The sequence below is a fragment of the Phenylobacterium sp. genome, assembly GCF_030680185.1.
In the GTDB taxonomy this organism is placed as follows: domain Bacteria; phylum Pseudomonadota; class Alphaproteobacteria; order Caulobacterales; family Caulobacteraceae; genus Phenylobacterium.
In genome coordinates this window covers 29,888-46,644 of record NZ_JAUXVZ010000048.1, presented here as the reverse complement: position 1 = coordinate 46,644, position 16,757 = coordinate 29,888, and the positions used below count along the sequence as shown (strand labels likewise).

The 16,757-nt window shown below is 67.8% G+C and carries 17 protein-coding genes; 2 read left to right on the top strand and 15 right to left on the bottom strand.

The genetic code is table 11. The features are described 5' to 3' along the window. Positions 1–76 precede the first annotated feature (76 nt). The 9 genes from Q8L83_RS11460 to Q8L83_RS11420 form a co-directional block, all read right to left on the bottom strand. Positions 77–3,142, bottom strand: a complete 3,066-nt coding sequence (locus tag Q8L83_RS11460; protein WP_305287035.1) for a TonB-dependent receptor domain-containing protein — start codon at positions 3,140–3,142, stop codon at positions 77–79. A 285-nt stretch (positions 3,143–3,427) separates the two neighbouring features. Next, positions 3,428–3,610: a DUF3606 domain-containing protein gene (locus Q8L83_RS11455; protein WP_293320868.1), complete on the bottom strand. Its 183-nt coding sequence runs from the start codon at positions 3,608–3,610 to the stop codon at positions 3,428–3,430. A gap of 66 nt (positions 3,611–3,676) precedes the next feature. Beyond that, positions 3,677–4,492: a DUF3313 domain-containing protein gene (locus tag Q8L83_RS11450; protein WP_305287033.1), complete on the bottom strand. Its 816-nt coding sequence runs from the start codon at positions 4,490–4,492 to the stop codon at positions 3,677–3,679. A 38-nt stretch (positions 4,493–4,530) separates the two neighbouring features. Next, positions 4,531–6,729 (bottom strand): phosphoribosylformylglycinamidine synthase subunit PurL, encoded by a 2,199-nt coding sequence (gene purL / locus Q8L83_RS11445; protein WP_305287031.1) that lies wholly within the window; start codon positions 6,727–6,729, stop codon positions 4,531–4,533. A 210-nt stretch (positions 6,730–6,939) separates the two neighbouring features. After that, positions 6,940–8,076 carry a zinc-binding dehydrogenase gene (locus tag Q8L83_RS11440; RefSeq protein ID WP_305287029.1) on the bottom strand — a complete coding sequence of 379 codons (1,137 nt, stop codon included), beginning with the start codon at positions 8,074–8,076 and terminating at the stop codon, positions 6,940–6,942. Positions 8,077–8,149: 73 nt separating this feature from the next. Continuing rightward, complete coding sequence (locus Q8L83_RS11435; protein WP_305287028.1) at positions 8,150–8,431, bottom strand: DUF3297 family protein; 282 nt, start codon at positions 8,429–8,431, stop codon at positions 8,150–8,152. 43 nt (positions 8,432–8,474) lie between these two features. Then, entirely contained in the window at positions 8,475–8,828 is a 354-nt protein-coding gene (locus tag Q8L83_RS11430; protein ID WP_305287026.1) for a DUF3325 family protein, read from the bottom strand. Then, positions 8,825–10,405 (bottom strand): PepSY domain-containing protein, encoded by a 1,581-nt coding sequence (locus Q8L83_RS11425; protein ID WP_305287024.1) that lies wholly within the window; start codon positions 10,403–10,405, stop codon positions 8,825–8,827. Before Q8L83_RS11425 ends, Q8L83_RS11430 begins: the two co-directional genes overlap by 4 nt. Next, a complete protein-coding gene (locus Q8L83_RS11420; protein ID WP_305287022.1) occupies positions 10,402–10,713 on the bottom strand; it encodes a hypothetical protein in 312 nt (103 codons plus the stop codon). The genes Q8L83_RS11425 and Q8L83_RS11420 overlap by 4 nt, the downstream gene beginning before the upstream one ends. A 201-nt stretch (positions 10,714–10,914) precedes the next feature. On the opposite strand from Q8L83_RS11420, the gene Q8L83_RS11415 reads away from it, so the two are divergent. Then, a complete protein-coding gene (locus Q8L83_RS11415; RefSeq protein WP_305287020.1) occupies positions 10,915–11,466 on the top strand; it encodes a group III truncated hemoglobin in 552 nt (183 codons plus the stop codon). Here Q8L83_RS11415 and Q8L83_RS11410 read toward each other — a convergent pair. The 5 genes from Q8L83_RS11410 to purC all read right to left on the bottom strand — a co-directional run bounded on the left by Q8L83_RS11410 (position 11,377) and on the right by purC (position 14,754). After that, positions 11,377–12,573 carry an MFS transporter gene (locus Q8L83_RS11410; protein ID WP_305287019.1) on the bottom strand — a complete coding sequence of 399 codons (1,197 nt, stop codon included), beginning with the start codon at positions 12,571–12,573 and terminating at the stop codon, positions 11,377–11,379. The two genes, Q8L83_RS11415 and Q8L83_RS11410, sit on opposite strands and share 90 nt — an antisense overlap. A 79-nt stretch (positions 12,574–12,652) precedes the next feature. Continuing rightward, positions 12,653–13,315 carry a phosphoribosylformylglycinamidine synthase subunit PurQ gene (gene purQ, locus Q8L83_RS11405; protein WP_305287017.1) on the bottom strand — a complete coding sequence of 221 codons (663 nt, stop codon included), beginning with the start codon at positions 13,313–13,315 and terminating at the stop codon, positions 12,653–12,655. A gap of 61 nt (positions 13,316–13,376) precedes the next feature. Further along, the gene (locus Q8L83_RS11400) at positions 13,377–13,742 is read right to left on the bottom strand and encodes a hypothetical protein (RefSeq protein WP_305287015.1); all 366 of its coding nucleotides are present in this window, start codon (positions 13,740–13,742) and stop codon (positions 13,377–13,379) included. 17 nt (positions 13,743–13,759) lie between these two features. Then, the gene (purS, locus tag Q8L83_RS11395; RefSeq protein ID WP_305287013.1) at positions 13,760–13,999 is read right to left on the bottom strand and encodes a phosphoribosylformylglycinamidine synthase subunit PurS; all 240 of its coding nucleotides are present in this window, start codon (positions 13,997–13,999) and stop codon (positions 13,760–13,762) included. Beyond that, a complete protein-coding gene (gene purC / locus Q8L83_RS11390) occupies positions 13,999–14,754 on the bottom strand; it encodes a phosphoribosylaminoimidazolesuccinocarboxamide synthase (RefSeq protein ID WP_305287012.1) in 756 nt (251 codons plus the stop codon). The genes purS and purC overlap by 1 nt, the downstream gene beginning before the upstream one ends. A gap of 271 nt (positions 14,755–15,025) precedes the next feature. Between purC and Q8L83_RS11385 the strand changes: the two genes are divergently transcribed. Beyond that, positions 15,026–15,349, top strand: a complete 324-nt coding sequence (locus tag Q8L83_RS11385) for a DUF1476 domain-containing protein (protein ID WP_305287010.1) — start codon at positions 15,026–15,028, stop codon at positions 15,347–15,349. A gap of 104 nt (positions 15,350–15,453) precedes the next feature. Here Q8L83_RS11385 and Q8L83_RS11380 read toward each other — a convergent pair whose 3' ends face one another. Then, on the bottom strand, positions 15,454–16,605 hold the full coding sequence (locus tag Q8L83_RS11380; protein WP_305287008.1) for an acyltransferase family protein: 1,152 nt from the start codon (positions 16,603–16,605) through the stop codon (positions 15,454–15,456). Positions 16,606–16,757 lie beyond the last annotated feature (152 nt).

Genomic DNA, 16,757 nt, shown 5'->3' with positions numbered 1-16,757 from the left:
CATGGCCTTTCGGGCCCCGAACGAGAAAGGGCGGCCGCATGCGACCGCCCTCCCTCGCCCCGATGGGATGAGAGCCTTAGAAGCTGCTCTTCATGCCCACATAGAAGTAGCGGCCCAGCGGCCCGACGGGCGAGGCGCCCTCGGTGAAGGGGGCGGCGCCTGTGCCCGCCGTACCGGTGGAGCCCCGGTCGGGCAGCTGGTTGGTGAAGTTGTTCACCCCGGCATAGGCCTGGTAGCGATCCTGGAAGGTGTACTGGACCTGGATGTCGTGGGTTTCCCGCGGCGACCAGTACCAATAGCCGTCCGGCACATAGTTGGGATTGGAGGCGCGGCGCTCATCGGTGAAGCGCTTGGTCTCGTCGAACCAGTTGAAGCCGTAGTTGACCATCAGGTCGTTCCACATCCAGGTCACGTCGAAGTTGGCCTGCCACTTCGGCGCGCCGGCGAAGCCCAACTCGCTGGACGCCTGGGCGCCCTCGATCTCGACGAAGTCCAGCTTGGTCAGCCGGTTGGCCACCAGATTGAACTGGAAGGTCCCGATGTCGCGCACAACGCCGAAGTCCACCGGGTTCAGCAGGTACTGCATCGAGAAGTCGAAGCCGGCCGTCTCGTAGGACGAGACGTTCACCGAATACTCCTGGAAGGAGTCCACGAACTGGCTGCCCGGGGCGCGGGTGAACAGGCCGCAGAAGTCGTTGGGCTGTTCCAGATCGTAGCAGCTCTCGATGATGGCGTTGGCGGTGAACAGATTCACCGCGTCGGTCAGCGTGATGCGGTAATAGTCCAGCGACATGGACAGGCCCGGCGCAAAGCGCGGAGTGAAGACCAGGCCAAGGGTCTGGGTGTCGCCGGTTTCGGCCCCCAGGTCCCGATTGCCCCCGATCACACCTTCCACCGAAGACGACGTGGTGTTGATGAACTCCACATCGACCGGGTTGAAGCCCAGGGCCGCGGTGCAGTTGGCGACGCGGAATTCGGTGCCGGACTGGACGTTGCGCGTGTCGCAGGGGTCGGTGATGGTCCGGAAGGTCTGGCTCTGCGGCAGGAAGAGTTCGGTGATGTTGGGCGCGCGCACGGCCCGGGCCCGGCTGCCGCGGATCATCAGGTCCTGCGTCACCCGCCATTGGGCGCCGATGTTCCAGGTGTCGGTGGTGCCGATCGTGGAATAGTCGGAGAACCGGTAGGCGAGGTTGAGGTCGAGGGACTCCACCAGCGGCAGGTCGCGGAGGATGGGGACGGCCAGTTCGCCGAACAGTTCGTGGACCTCGAACTCGCCGCTCTCCACGGCGCCCTGACCAAGCCAGGTGACGTTGTAGCCGAGCTGGGCGCCCAGCAGCTCATCGTCCGACGGCGTGTCGCTGCTCTTTTCCTTGCGATACTCGGTCCCCAGCACGAAGCCGACGGGACCGGCGGGCAGCGAGAAGGCCTGGGAGGAGTCGCCGGTGATGTAGGCGCTGAAGACTTCCTGCTCGATCTTGGCGTTCGAGGTGGCCGCGTCATTGATCCAGGCGGCGGCTTCCGGCGAGATGCCGCCCTCGCCGAAGATATTGATCGGCACGCAGCCGGCCGCCTGACCGCCGCCCACATAGACACTGTTCCACGCGTCAGGATCGACAGTGGTCCCGAACAGGTCGCCGTCGGGAATGGCCGAGGGATCGAGGGTGGAGCGGCAGACGATATTGCCCGAGCTCGGGTCTCGCACCGCATCGATGGCGGCGAACCAGCGCAGATTGTTGCGGTTGTTGAGCTCGGTGTTGGATTCCTTGGTCTGCCCGTAGGTGTAGGAGACGTTGTAGGCCACCGACGGGGACAGATCGCCCTCGAAGCCGATCACGCCGCGGAAGGTTTCCCGCTCGATCTCGCGGCGCACATTGCCGAGGTCGAAATTGTCCCGGGCCACCAGCACGCCGGGCGTATCGAGCCTGGTGTCGGCGGCTGCGGTGCCGCCCGGCGCCAAGGCGTCGGCGCGGATGGAGTCGGGCATGTATGGGTTATCGATCGGAACCAGGATTCCGTAGTCGAAGGTCGGCTGGGATTTGAAGCTGGTCTTGGCGTTGTTGTACTTGAAGTCGGCGAACATCCGGTGGTTCGGCGCGATCTCGAACATGCCGCCGACATAGCCGGTCCAGCGCTCCAGGCCGGGGATCAGTTCGGTCTGGAACAGATCGATCGGCGTGCCTGAGCCGCCCAGCATGGTGAAGCCGCCCGTATAGAGGCCGTCCCGCCAGGGGGCGCCGTCGCCCTGGAAGCTCACGCCCGACAGGGTGTTGGGGTCGAAGTCCGCTCGGGTATAGACCCCGCCGCCCAGGCCGGTGTCGATGTAGCGGGCGTCCCGGGCGAAGACGAGGTCGGTGTCGCCCCACGCGCCGCGGTCCACGCCGGGGTTTTGGTTAGGATAGTCAGCCGGGTTGTTGACCAGGGTTTCGCGGCTGCCTGCCCGGGAGAAGTCGCGATCTCTCGGATCCAGGGCGTCGCGGTTGGAATATTCCAGCCCGACGGTGAGGTTGGCGCGGCCGTCCATGAAGTTGCGGCCGCCCAGGGCGCTAACGAAGCTTTCCCCGCCGCCGCCCAGGTCCGACCAGCCATACTGGGCGCGGACGTCCAGGCCGTCGAAGTTGCGCTTAGTGATGAAGTTGACGACGCCCGAGACCCCGTCGGCCCCATAGATGGCCGAGGCCCCGCCGGTCAGCACCTCGACCCGGTCGATCAGGGCGACGGGAATGGCGTTGGTGTCGACAGCGGCCGAGCCGGCCTGGCCGGCGACGTGGCGGCGGCCGTCCACCAGCACCAGGGTCCGCTTGGTCCCGAGGTTACGCAGGTTCAACAGGTTCAGGCCGACGCTGCCGCGGTCGGCGGCGTTGGAGAGCGCCTGGGTGTCGGTGGAGCCCACCAGCGCGGGGTAGCTCTCCATCAGGTCGGTGACGTTGGTCACGCCCGAGCGCTCGATGGCCTCGCCGGTAAGCGTGCTGACCGGATTGGGAGACACGAAATCCTGCAGCCGAATGCGGGATCCGGTGACCACCAGTTCCTCAACGGCGACGGCTTCGTCCTGGGCCACGGCCATTTGTGGCAGGGCCAGCGCCGTCAGGGCGGCGGCGCTGGACAGCAGCGTGGTGGCGAGAAGGTTGGTTCTGGTCGGCATCGGCTCGTCCCATGAAAGTTCGGTTGCCGAAATTTCGAACATGGAAGGATGGGAGCCGCACGCCCCGAAGGGCTCATTTTGGCGAGATATGGATCAAAAGCGCCTAAATATGACCCGATTTTGGAGCCTATGCGGCGCCAAAACCACATGATGACGGAACGATGTCATCCAGATGACGCCTCAACCTGCGCCAAAAGCTTTGCCTTATCCAAGATTTACGGCAAAGCTTGCGGCTGGGCTGTGGCGTGCGCGCGCTTTGGCTAAGGCATAAACAACCGGCGAAATTCAGCGGCGCTTGCCAAGCTCTGCGGCGATATCCTTCGTCATCCGGCCGACCTTGCGATGGGCGGCGGTGATCTGGTCGCGGGTCACGCCCCAGCGCTTCATCCAGTATTCGACGGCCTTGCGCTCCGACAGGTCGAGGCGGTCCTTGTCGATGAAGCCGCGCTTGTCCTTGAGACCGGCCATTTTGGAGACTCCTGTGGGTTGGCGGGCGCGGAGTCTAACGTGGCCGCAGACAGCCGGCCATGGCCGTCATTTTTCAGGGCGCGCGGCGTCTTCGGCCTCGGCCTCGGCGGCGCGGGCGGCGCTCATCTGCGGCACATAGAGGCCGGTGACGAAACGGGCGCCGAAGCCTTCCACGCGGAACCGCGAGCCGTATTCCTTGCAGGGATCGGTGGCGGCGGTGATCTCGCGCGGTTTGTGGTCCTCAGGGGTCATGGTGGCGGCTGCGGCGTCGGCGAAAGGCTCGACGAACTGCAGGGCGTCGCCCACGCGGCTGAGTGACGGATTGTCCGTGCCGATGGCGGTGGCGGTGCGACGCCAGACGATGGCGGCGATCTGCTGGTCGGCCACGTCCAGCAGCTCGGCCTCGGCGCCCAGGCCGCCCAGGCCGCCCGGAACCCGGACGCCCACGGGGCCAGGAATGAAAAAGCCCGCCGCTGCGGAAGCGGCTGAACCCGCGGGATTGGTGGGAATCACCTCGGTGACGGCGGCGCGCACCCGAGGCGTGGTCGGCGCGGCGTCCGGCCCGGCGATCTCGAAACGTTCGGAGAGCTCGAAGCAGAGCTGGGCGTCCACCTCGCGCAGCATCATCGTCTGCTCTTCGGGCGTCATCCAGGCCTTGGCGTTGGTGCTGGGGGCGAAGACCGTCGGCTCGATGCGGACCGACTGGATGCTCGCCAGGGCGGTTTTATCGGCGCGGTCCAGGGCGCCGGCGCGAACCATGTCGGTGCGGGGCGTCAGGTCCTCATAGCTGGACAGGAACTGACCCTGGGTGGGCGCGCCGGCGCATGCGGCGAGGCTCAGGAGGAGGGCGGGCGCGACGAGATGGGGGAGGGAGGTTTTCATGGCGACCTTTAACGCGGCCGCCTGACAGAGGCTCCGCTTTACCCCATGTACGCCGGCATCCATCCTTCGTATGCATCCTTAAGCTGTTCCAGAGGCAATTCGAACAGCCCGGCCACGCCGAGGTTTGCGCCCCCGGCCAGACCCACGCGACGCGCAGGAATCCCCGCAGCCTTGGCCGCCGCCAGCAGCGGGTCAGCGTCAGCCGCCGCCACCAGATAGCGGGCCTGATCCTCGCCGAACAGCTCGGCCTGAGGGGGCAGCGCGCCCTGAAGCTCCAGGGTCATGCCGACGCCGGACGCCAGGGCCATCTCGGCGGCGGCGGCGATCAGGCCGCCGTCGGACAGGTCATGGACCACGGCGATCTGCTCGCCCTCGATCATGTCGCGGACGAAGTCGCCGGTCCGGCGCTCGCGAGCCAGGTCGACCTTGGGGGGCGCGCCGTCCTCGCGGCCGAGGATTTCGCGCAGGTACATGCTGGCGCCCAGTTCGCCGCGGGTCTCCCCCAGCAGGACGAGCGCATCGCCGGGCTTCAGGCTGGAGAAGTCGGCATGGCGGTCATAGTCGGCGATCAGGCCGACGGCGCCGACGGTGGGGGTCGGCGGAATGGCCTGGCCGTTGGTCTCATTGTAGAGCGAGACATTGCCGCTCACGACCGGGAAGTCGAGCTCGCGGCAGGCCTGCGCCATGCCCTCGATAGCCCGGACGATCTGGCCCATGATCTCGGGCCGTTCGGGATTGCCGAAGTTGAGGTTGTCGGTGATGGCGATGGGGGTGGCGCCCACCGCCGTCAGGTTGCGCCACGCCTCGGCCACGGCCTGCTTGCCGCCCTCGAAGGGGTCGTTCAGCACGTAGCGCGGGGTGCAGTCAGAGGTGACGGCCAGGGCTTTCTTGGTCCCATGGACCCGCACGATGCCGGCGTCGGCGCCCGTGGCGGAGTCTTCCATCGTGTCGGCCATGACGTGGCGGTCGTACTGCTCCCAGATCCAGCGCTTGGACGCCATGTCGGGGCTGCCCATCAGCTGGCGGACGGCCGCGGCGTAATCCGCGGGGGCCGGCACGTCGGCGGCGACCAGGGTCGGCTGCGCGCTCGGCGCGACCCAGGGACGGTCATAGAGGGGCGCGTCGTCAGACAGGGGCGCCAGCGGGAGGTCGCAGACGATCTCGCCCTGGTGCTTCAGCACGATGCGACCGGTGTCGGTGGTCTGGCCGATGGTGGCGGCGTCCAGGCCCCACTTCTCGAAGATGCGCTGGCCATCGGCCTCGCGGCCGGGCTTGAGGATGGCCAGCATCCGCTCCTGGCTCTCCGACAGCATCATCTCATAGGCGCTCATGCCCTCTTCGCGCTGGGGCACGGCGTCAAGGTCAAGCTCGATGCCGACCCCGCCCTTGCCGGCCATCTCGACGGATGAGGAGGTGAGGCCGGCCGCGCCCATGTCCTGGATGGCGGCCACGGCGCCCGAGGCCATCAGCTCGAGGGTTGCCTCGATCAGCAGCTTTTCGGCGAAGGGGTCGCCGACCTGAACGGTGGGGCGCTTCTCGTCCGAGGCGTCGTCGAACTCGGCCGAGGCCATGGTGGCGCCATGGATGCCGTCGCGGCCGGTCTTGGAGCCGAAATAGACCACCGGCAGGCCAGGGCCGGGGGCGGCGGAATAGAAGATCTTGTCGGCGTCGGCCAGGCCCACGCACATGGCGTTGACCAGGATGTTGCCGTCATAGCCGCGGTGGAAGTTGGTCTCGCCGGCCACGGTGGGCACGCCGACGCAGTTGCCATAGCCGCCGATGCCGGCGACGACGCCAGACACCAGGCGCTTGGTCTTGGGGTGCGAAGGATCGCCAAAGCGCAGGGCGTTCAGCAGGGCCACAGGCCGCGCGCCCATGGTGAACACGTCGCGCATGATCCCGCCCACGCCTGTCGCCGCGCCCTGATAGGGCTCGATATAGGAGGGGTGGTTGTGGCTCTCCATCTTGAAGACGCAGGCCTGGCCATCGCCGATGTCCACGACGCCAGCGTTCTCGCCGGGCCCCTGGATCACCCGCGGTCCCGTCGTCGGGAATTTGCCCAGGTGTTTTCGGCTCGACTTGTAGGAGCAGTGCTCGCTCCACATGACCGAGAAGACGCCCAGTTCCACGAGGTTCGGCTCGCGGTTCAGGCGCTGGACGATCAGGTCATATTCCTCGGCCTTGAGGCCGAACTCGGCGGCCGTATCGGCCAGGGATTTCGCGGGCGCAGCGGTCATGGCGGCCTTCTAGAGCGCGTTCCGATAAGTGGGAACCGGTTATCGGAACCAAACGCGCTCAAGACTCGGAGTTTAGAGCCTGATTCAACGATCAGGCGATTGCGTCCGATCGCATCAGGCTCGGGCTGCAGAGCGACCGGGGGGTGACGCCGCACCCGCCAGGCCTTCGATGGCCTGGCGGGCTGGTCGTTCGGCGGACCGGAACGGCCCTTAGGCCTTGGCGGGGTTCACCAGGTACTTCTCGCCGGTCGCCTTGCGGGTGTAGGCGGCGACGGTCTCCGGCTTGAGCACCTCGGCCAGGGAGATCTCGGCCGTGTAGTGGCTGGCGAAGGTGGTGGTCAGCTCGGCCATCACCCTGTCGCGCAGCTTCTGGGCGTCGGCAGCCCCGATCTTCTGCAGGAAGTAGGTCAGCAGCCAGCCGCCCACGCCCCAGGCCATGCCGATGCTGCGGTCGATCTCGGTGCGGCGCAGCTCCAGGCCGCCATAGATGTAGACCTGCTTGTGAACCGGCGAGCCGTAGCGGCTGTAGACCTCGGCCTTGCGGTTGAGCGCCGCCTCCATGGCCACCAGGATCTTGTTGGCCAGATCGCCGCCGCCGATGGCGTCGAAGGCGAGCGTCGCGCCGGTCTCTTCCATGGCGTCGGTCAGATCGGCCATGAAGGTGTCGGACGTGCTGTCGAGGACGTACTTCGCGCCGATGTCGCGCAGGATCTTTGCCTGGGCGTCGCTGCGGACGATGTTCACCAGGGGGACGCCGTCCTTGAGGCAGATCTTGTTCAGCATCTGGCCGAGGTTCGAGGCCGCCGCGGTGTGGACCAGGGCCTTGTGGCCTTCGCGGCGCATGACCTCGACCATGCTGAGCGCAGTCAGCGGATTGACGAAGCACGAGGCGCCGTCGGCCGCCGTGGCGCCTTCCGGCAGGACCATCACCTCAGCCGCGCCCACCAGGCGATGTTCGGCGTACATGGCGCCGCCCAGCATGGCGACGGTCTTGCCCAGATAGGCTTCGGCGCCTTGGCCGGCCTTGATCACCAGGCCAGCGCCCTCGTTGCCCACGGCCAGGGACTGGTCCAGACGCGGACGAAGCGCGCCCATCCGCTGCGGCGGCACCTTGGCGGTGAGCGTGGCGTCGGCGCCCTCGCCGCTGGCCTTGAGCGTGGCCATGTCGGCCGGCCCGAGCAGCAGGCCGAGGTCCGAGGGGTTGATCGGCGAGGCCTGCACCTTCACGAGCAGTTGGCCCGGGCCGGGCTCGGGCGTCGGCACGCGCTCCAACGACAGGCGAAGCTCGCCGTCGGAGGTTATCAGTGACCGCAGTTCCAGGCCGGTGGTCTTCACAGCGTCGCTCATGGGCGTCTCCCTTGTTCCGTTGGCCGGGAACCTGGGGCGCCGTGGCGCGGGCCACAAGGCCGCGTCGTGGAAATCAGCCCTGGCCGTCGTCCCGGAAGTAGGGCTCGACCTCACCCTGCAGCTTCACCGTCACGGGATTGCCCTTGCGATCCAGGGTCTTGCCCACCGCCAGGCGGACCCAGCCCTCGCTGACGCAATATTCGTCGACATTGTTCTTTTCGACGCCCTTGAACCGCACGCCCACGCCGCGGGCCAGGGCCGCCTCGTCATAGTGGGGGCTGTCAGGATTGGTGGCCAGGCGATCGGGGGGCGTGTCGGTGGTCATGGTCGGGCTCCAGAGGTCGGAGCGGTTCATAGGCCGAACGCCGCGGCGCGCCAACCTTGGCGTCAGAGCCGTTTCAGGCCCTGATAAATGTCACCAAGGCCCAGGCGGCGATCAGCAGGGGGGCGAAATAGGCGCTGACGGCCGCTGCGCGGGCGGCCGTCCTCGGGCGGTATGCGAGCAGGAGGGCGAGCGCCAGGGCGGCCAGCATGATCACGCCGCTCCAGAGGACCGAACCGAAGCGCCAGCCTTCGGCGACGACGGCGCAGGCGAAGGCGGCCGCAAGGCCCGCAGCGCCGCCGGCCTTGGCCAGGGACTGTTCGCGGACGTCGAGGCGGCGGCCCACAGTCTCGACCTGATGCTTGGTCATGGAGACGCAAAGCGCGGCGAAACCGGCATAGGCCAGCAGGAAGGCGGCGGTCAGGATCATGCGGGCGCCTCCTCGGTTCGGTTCCGTCGGCGCGGCTTGGGCGCCGTGCGATAGGCGCCGGCCTTGAGGGCGCAGAAGGCCAGGGCGCCGCCCAGCGCCAGCAGGGTGAGGTCGAAGGCGACCATGGCCCAGTCGCTGGTCATCAGGTGGCTGACCAGGTTGCGCGAGGTGGTCGCGGCGCTCACCAGGGGCAGGGCGGCCACCAGGAAGGCCGAGGCCGACAGGGTCTCGACCCAGGCGCGCCTGGTCGGCCGGGCGCAGGCCCAGGCGATCATGGCCCCCCAGGCGATGAAGAAGGCGTGGACCTCCCACTCCGCGCGGCCCGCCATGCCGACCGGCAGCAGGCGGTTGGCCCACAGCATCGCGGCCATGCCGGCCGGCACGCCGGCTATGGTCCCGATGTTGAGCCGTTCCACCAGGCGGAAGCCGAAATGGGGGCGCTCGGGATCGGGCAGTTGGCTGCGACGCTTGACCGTCCAGAGAACAAGGCCAGTGGCCACCATGGCGCAGCCGGCCAGGCTGCACAGGAAATAGACCCAGCGCAGGATGGGATCGGCGAAGCGTCCCATGTGCAGGCCATACATGACCCGGTTGGTCAGCACGGCGGGGCCGGGCTGCGGGCTCGCCGTCATCAACTGGCCCGTGACGCCATTAAAGGTCAGGGTTCCGCCGGAATAGGCCAGCTGGTCGCCGGAATGGCGAGTGACCTCGATGACGGCCGAGGCGTCCCCCGGATTGCTGACATTGACGATCCACGGCCGCCCGCCGCCCCAGTGCGCGGAGGCGGTCGCCAGCACCTTGGGGAGATCGGCCAGGGGGGCTGCGACGCCGCTGCGCTCCACCTCCTCAGCCCTCGGGAACATGGCTTCGAAATAGGTCTCCGGCGCCTTGTAGTTCGCCGCGACGCCCCAGGGCATGTAGAGCCCCATCAGGGTGACCAGGCCCGTATAGGTGATCATCAGGTGGAAGGGCAGGGCCAAGACCGCCGTCAGGTTGTGGGCGTCCAGCCAGGATCTCTGGGCGGCCTTGCGTGGCCGGAAGGTGAAGAAGTCCTTGAAGATCCGCTTGTGGGTGACGACCCCGGAGGCGATCGCCACCAGCATGAACATGGCGCAGAGCCCCGCCACCCAGCGTCCCTGGAGCACCGGCAGATAGTGCATCTGGAAATGCACCCGATAGAAGAACTCGCCGCCCCGGGTGTCGCGGGGGCTCACGGGCTGGCCGGTCGCGGCGTCGAGGATCGCCCGGTTCTCGCTGCGGCCGCGTCCCCGCGGCGCCTCTTCGCCAGGCGTCGGCGCGGGACGCCAGAAGAGCCGCGCGGTGGCCTGGCGCTCGTCGGGCAGGGTGATCGACCAGCTCTTGGCGTCGGGCGCGGTCTTGGTCAGATAGGCGACGGCGCCCTGGGCGGCCTGGGCGTAGCTCGCCGGTCGGCCGGTTTCCGGCTCCATCCAGCGGGTGATCTCGGGGCGGAAATAGCTGGCCGTGCCGGTCATGAACATGGCGAACAGCACCCAGCCGAACACCAGACCCGACCAGGTGTGGAGCCAGGCCATGGACTGGCGGAACGATCCCTTCACAGCCGCGGCTCCATCAGCAGAGACAGCCAGATCAGCACCGCAAGGCCGGAGGCGACCAGGCAGCCATAGGCCCAGACCCGCCAGGCCTCGCGCGCGGCGAAGGCCCACATGGCGACCGCGGCGAAGACCGCAAATGAGATCAGGCTGCCGGTCATGGTCGCCTCAAGCCGCGGTACGGGCAGCCATCGGGCGAGGGCGGCGGCGGCCAGCGCGGCCAGCAGATAGCCCAGGCCGATGGCCGCGACCGTGCGGGCCGCGACATCGGCGCCTCGCCGCCAAGCGGGCGCACGTACGGCTCTTCCGCTCACGACCGGGTCTCCAGCCGCGGGGCTTTGAACGAGGGGGCCAAGGGCCAGGGGCAGAGCACGGAACAGCCTCCAGAGTTGGCGCGGGCAAGCCGCAGCCCCTTCCTAGCCGCATCGGCTCTAGTTGCAAACGATTCCTAATAGCGAAATATAGGTATCGCTCCGGAGTAGCGTTGGGCGGCGCTGCTGCGGCAGGATGGCCCCATGAGAGACATCACCCCTGAAGAGCGCGCCGCCGCCGCCGCGCGCCGCCTAGCCCTGGCGCCTGGCCGGGCGGCCGGGGTCACCGAGGCGGTGATCCAGGCCCAGGTCCACGCCTTCTACGGAAAGGTGCGGGCCGATCCCCTGCTGGGGCCGATCTTTGAGGCCAAGATCGCCGACTGGGACGACCACCTGGAGAAGCTCTGCGACTTCTGGTCCTCCGTCACCCTGGCGACGGGTCGCTTCAAGGGCGCGCCCATGCCGGCGCATATGCGCCTGACCGGAGTCGGGGCTGAGCACTTCGCCCACTGGCTGGGGATTTGGCGGGCGACGGCGGCGGAGACCTGCGAGCCGGCGGCGGCCGACCTGTTCATCGCCCGGGCCGAGATGATCGCCCAGAGCTTGCAGATGAGCATGGCGGTGGCGCGGGGCGAACTGCCGCCCGTGCGCTCAATGTCCTTGCGCTCAGCGCCGGTCGCCCAGGCCGATGAGCAGCGCGGCCGGCAGGATCAGGACGCCGGCCAGGACAAACGGCGCCCAGGTTCCCACGCCTGAGAACAGGAAGCCCGCCATCACCGGCCCCAGCACGCGGGCCGCAGCGCTGGACGCATTGTTGGCCCCGAGCGTCTCGCCCTGCCGTCCGGCCGGCGCCGCCCTGGAGATCAGCGATGACGTGGCCGGCTGGCTGGTGGTGTGACCGATCACCAGGATGATCATCAGGACGATAGCCACGGTGACGGGCGGCCCCAGGGCCTCCAGGAAGAGAAAGACGGCGGTGACGGTCAGGCCGATCAGCACGGTGGGGCGCTCGCCGATCCGCTGCACGGCCCAGCCAGCCAGCAGGCCCTGGCTCGTGGCCGCCGCGACGCCGGTCAGGGCCATGACGAAGCCGATCATCTTCGGGTCCCAGCCATATTCCGCAGCCCCCCACAGGCCGAAGATGGACCACATGGCCGAGAACCCGGCGAAGGACAGGAAGGTGCCGCCCATCAGCCGCCGCAGGACCGGGTCGGCCAGGGTGCTGGCCAGGGCCTGAAGCGGGCCGGGACGCTGGGCGCCGGCGGCCGCGCGGCTGCGGCTCTCGCGCACGAAGACAGCGGCGCCGATCGCGCCGGCGACGCAGAGGGCCGCGGCGGTGAGCAGGGGCGGCTGGAAGCCGGCTGCGCCGAGTTCCGGGCGCGCCAGCAGGCCGCCGAGCAGAGGCCCCACCACGAAGCCGATGCCGAAGGCCGAACCAATCAGCCCCAGGCGCCCGGCCAGCTTCTCCGGCGGGGTCACGTCGACGATATAGCCCTGGATGGTCGAGATATTGCCGCTGAAGACGCCGGCCACGGCGCGGGCGAGGACGGCGAACCAGATGTTGGGCGCATAGGCCAGGGCCACATAGCCCAGGGCGGCCATCAGAATGGTGCCCAGGATTACCGGCTTTCGGCCGATGCGGTCCGACAGCCGACCCCAGATGAGTTCGCCGAAGAACTGGCCCGCGGCGAACACCGCAAACATCAGCGTGACCTGCCAGGCGCTGGCGGAGAAGACCACGGCGTAGAAGGGCAGGAGCGGAATCACCACCCCAAAGCCGATCAGGCTCAGGAACACCACCCCCATCAGGACCGGGACGGCCAGAGGACTGGGGGGCGGCAGGGCGGACTGGACCGAAGACATGGGCCTGCGCATAGCCCGCCTTTGCCGATCAGGCCATTCTATTGCGCGGTTGTGGCTCGCGAAGTTTCGGCGACAGCGCTCAGGCGCTGGCGAGCGCGCTCTGGAACAGGAGCGCCCCATCGGCCGAGCCGAGCTCGGCCTCGAAGGCGCGGTCGGGGTGAGGCATCATGCCCAGCACATTGCCCTTGGCGTTGACGATGCCGGCGATGGCGCGCGCCGAGCCATTGGGATTGTTTTGGTACCGGAAGACCACCTGGCCCTCGCCCTCCAGCCGGTCGAGGGTGGCCTCGTCGGCGAAATAGTTCCCCTCGCCATTGCCCACCGTCATGACCACCTCGCGGCGGCCGCCATAGCCCGAGGTGAAGCGGGTCTGGGCGTTGGTCACCTCAAGGCTGACGGGCTTGCAGACATATTTCAGCCGCTCGTTCTGCAACAGGGCGCCGGGCAGGAGGCCCGCCTCGCAGAGCACCTGGAAGCCATTGCAGATGCCGACAGTGGCGACGCCGCGCTCGGCGGCGGCCTTGACCTCGGTCATCACCGGCGACAGGGCGGCCATGGCTCCGCAACGGAGATAATCGCCGTAGGAGAAGCCGCCCGGCAGAACGATCAGGTCGAGGCCCTCGGGCAGGCGGCTGTCGCCGTGCCAGACCATGTCGACTTGGGCGCCGGTGGAGCGCTCCACGGCGATCTTGCAATCGCGGTCGCAGTTGGAGCCGGGGAAGACGATGACGGCGGCTTTCATGTCGCGTTCGAACCTGGTCGTTCAAAGTGGGGCCGGCGGAGCGGCTGAAAGAAGCTGGGCCTCACCGCGCGGCGGCAAGCGATTCCCAGTAGGCGAGAAGCTGGTCGTATTCGGCGACGTCGCCGAAGGCGCAGCCTTCGTGCTCCATCACCCGCGCCCCGTCCCGCCGCGTGGCGGTCTGGACGAACACCGCCGGATGAGCCGGAGCCTGCGGCCGGGTCAGGATATAGGAAGCCCGGCCGGTCTCTTCATTGAAGATCTCGTAGGGCTCGCCAGGGGCGTCGGGCGCCGGTTTGACGCCGGGGCGGGCGAGGATCTCGCTGCGGATGGCGTCGAATCCCGCGGCGCAATTCAGCTCAAACGCCGCGACGGGCTCTGGGGCGGGCGGCGCGCAGGCGGTCAGGGCGAGCCCTGCGAGGCTGCACACCAGGCCGCCCCGGGCCCTCACGCCAGTTCGACCCGGTAGCTTTCGATGACCGTATTGGCCAGCAGCTTGTCGCACATGGCCTTGACCTCGGCCTCGGCCTCGGCGCGGTCGGCCGACTGGAGATCGAACTCGATGGTCTTGCCGACGCGGACGCCCTCGACGCCGGACCAGCCCAGGCCGTGCAGGGCCTGCTCGACGGCCTTGCCCTGGACGTCCAGGACGCCTGGCTTGAGGAAAACGTGGACCTTGGCCTTCACTAGTGGAGTCCTCCTTGGATCACGGTGGGCATCTCCTTCATGATGCCGAGGCGGCGCGCCACCTCGGTATAGCTCTCGATCACATCGCCCAGGTCGCGGCGGAAGCGGTCCTTGTCGAGCTTCTCGTTGGTGGTCGAATCCCACAGGCGGCAGGAGTCGGGGCTGATCTCATCGGCCAGGATGACCCGACCGAAGTCGTTCTCCCAGATGCGGCCGAACTCGATTTTGAAGTCCACCAGGGTGATGCCGACAGCGCCGAACAGGCCGGTGAGGAAGTCGTTCACCCGCAGGGTCAGCGCCATGATGTCGTCGATCTCCTGGGTCGAGGCCCAGTTGAAGGCGGTGATGTGCTCCTCGGTGACCATCGGGTCGTGGAGCTTGTCGTCCTTCAGGAAGAACTCGATGATCGAGCGGGGCAGGGCCTGGCCCTCGGGCAGACCCAGCCGCGTGGACAGCGAGCCTGCGGCGATGTTGCGGCAGACCACCTCCAGCGGAATGATCTCCACCTCGCGGATCAGCTGCTCGCGCAGGTTCAGGCGCTTGATGAAGTGGTTCTGCACGCCGATCGAGTTCAGGCGGGTCATCACATACTCGCTGATGCGATTGTTGATGACGCCCTTGCCCTCCAGCACGGCCTTCTTGGTCGCGTCGAAGGCGGTGGTGTCGTCCTTGAAATACTGGATCAAGGTGCCGGGCTCCGGACCCTCGTAGAGGATCTTGGCCTTGCCCTCGTAGATCTTTTTGCGGCGGGTCATCTGCAACGCCTTCTCCCAGAACGAGGGCTTGCCGCGGTCGGAAATGAAAAAACGCGCGCAGCGGACGTCCACGCGCGGTCCCGACTCGGCCTCTCGCTCGACATGAGGCGGGCGGAAATTAGCGGATGGTCGCGTGGCGCGCAAACCTGCGCTTGCCGCCATTGTGCGTCGCGCCGTCGCGCCTGCGAACGGCTGGCGACTTGTGTGTTTCGATTGCGGGCTCGCCCAGCGGGGGGTATGAGCCTGCGACGTGTCGCTTATCGGGGAACGCATGACCACGTTTGACGATCGTGAGCGGGGCTTCGAGAGGAAGTTCGCGCTCGATCAGGAACAGGAATTCAAGGCCAGCGCGCGGCGTAACCGCATGCTGGGCGAATGGGCGGCTGGCCTGATGGGCCTGGCCGAGGACCGTGTGGCGACCTACGCGCAAGCCGTGGTCCGCTCCGATCTCGAGCAACCCGGCGACGAGGACGTGCTGCGCAAGGTCTTTGAGGACCTGAAGGGCTCTGGCGTCCAGGTCTCCGAGGGCGAGGTCCGCATGAAGATGGACGAGTTCCTGGCCCAGGCCCGCGAACAGGTTCGCGCCGGGGAATAGTCTTGGCGGCCGCCCCAAGGCGTGGGCGGCTCCCATCTGCAAATCGACGGCGTTCTTGTCCGGCCTCTTCGTTTGAAGCGGCTGGTGGCGGCTTCGCGAGTCCTTTAGGTCGCAGCTCTCGGTGGGGTCGCCACCTTCGGAGCCTCGGGCTTCAGGCCCCAAAGTGGGCGAAGCGGGCCGACCCTGCGCACCCCCTCATAGACCAGCAGGCTGCCGCCCAGGGTCACGCCGACAAGCAGCGTGGCCTCCAGACCGATCGGCAGAGCCAGCGGCTTCAGGATAAATGCGGCGATCACCAGCAAGGTCTGGTGAGCGAGATAGCAGGGGAAGATGGCGTTCGTCAGATAGCGCCGGGCGGGTCCTTCCGCGTCCCGCAGATGCCGGCTGGCGAAGCCGAGTATGGCGATCAGGCTCGCCCACTGATCGATGGCGAACACCGTCCGCCTTGCGGCGATCGCCCCGGCCGACTCCCGGGCCACAATGTCGAGGAAAATCAGCGTCACGAGGGCGGCAAGGGCCGTGGCCAACAGGGGCCAGCGAAGCGCCTCGAAGCGCCGCCAGATGTCGTCGCGCCCCACCAGCACAAAGCCGAGAGCGAACAGGCCGAGGGACATGGCGTGATTGTACCAGTCGTTCGGCAGATGATTGGTCTGGCCAAAGATCGGGAACAGGACCAAGCGGCAGGCGGCCAGATAGGCCATCGGGACGAGAACCAGGCCCCAACCCTTGAAGGCTTTCTCCAGCAGGGACTCGGCCTTCGCGAGCCGAGAGTCGCGCCCCAACAGGGCCAGGGTCACAAGGCTGTAGACCCCGATATAGAGGATGAACCACAGGTGGTTCAGGGGCACGCCGTCGGCGAGGCCGCGGAACGAAAACTCCTTGAGCCAGAAGAGGGCGAAGCCCCCTGTCCACCACCCTTTGTCCAGGGCTTCCAGCCAGGCCTGAGGCGGGACCAGGACGAGGATGCCGAACAGCAGCGGGGGAACCAGGCGGGCCATGCGCGCGCCGACCACCTCCGGCGTTCGCCGCCGCACGGTCATGAACCGCAGCGCCGCGCCGGAGATGAGGAAGAGCAGGCTGAGGCGCCACGGATTGCTCGCGAGCGCCACGTACTGCAGCGCGTCGACGCGATGAAGGCTGTTCACGTGCCAGTCCCAAGGCGCGTAGACCAGACCCACATGATAGAGGATCAGAACGCCGAACGCGCCGATACGAAGCCAGTCGATGTCCGCGCGTCGCGCCGTCGAGGTGATCAAACCTTACGTCCTCCGGTGGCGGCCCCCATCTACGCGGTGAGGGTCCGTCGGCTCAGCTTGTTGAGAACGCCGAAGACCGAAAAAAGGCGCCTGCAACGCGATCGGGGTTAAGCCGCCCCGGCGGTCGGTGGCGCCGGTGGCGTCTGAGCCCC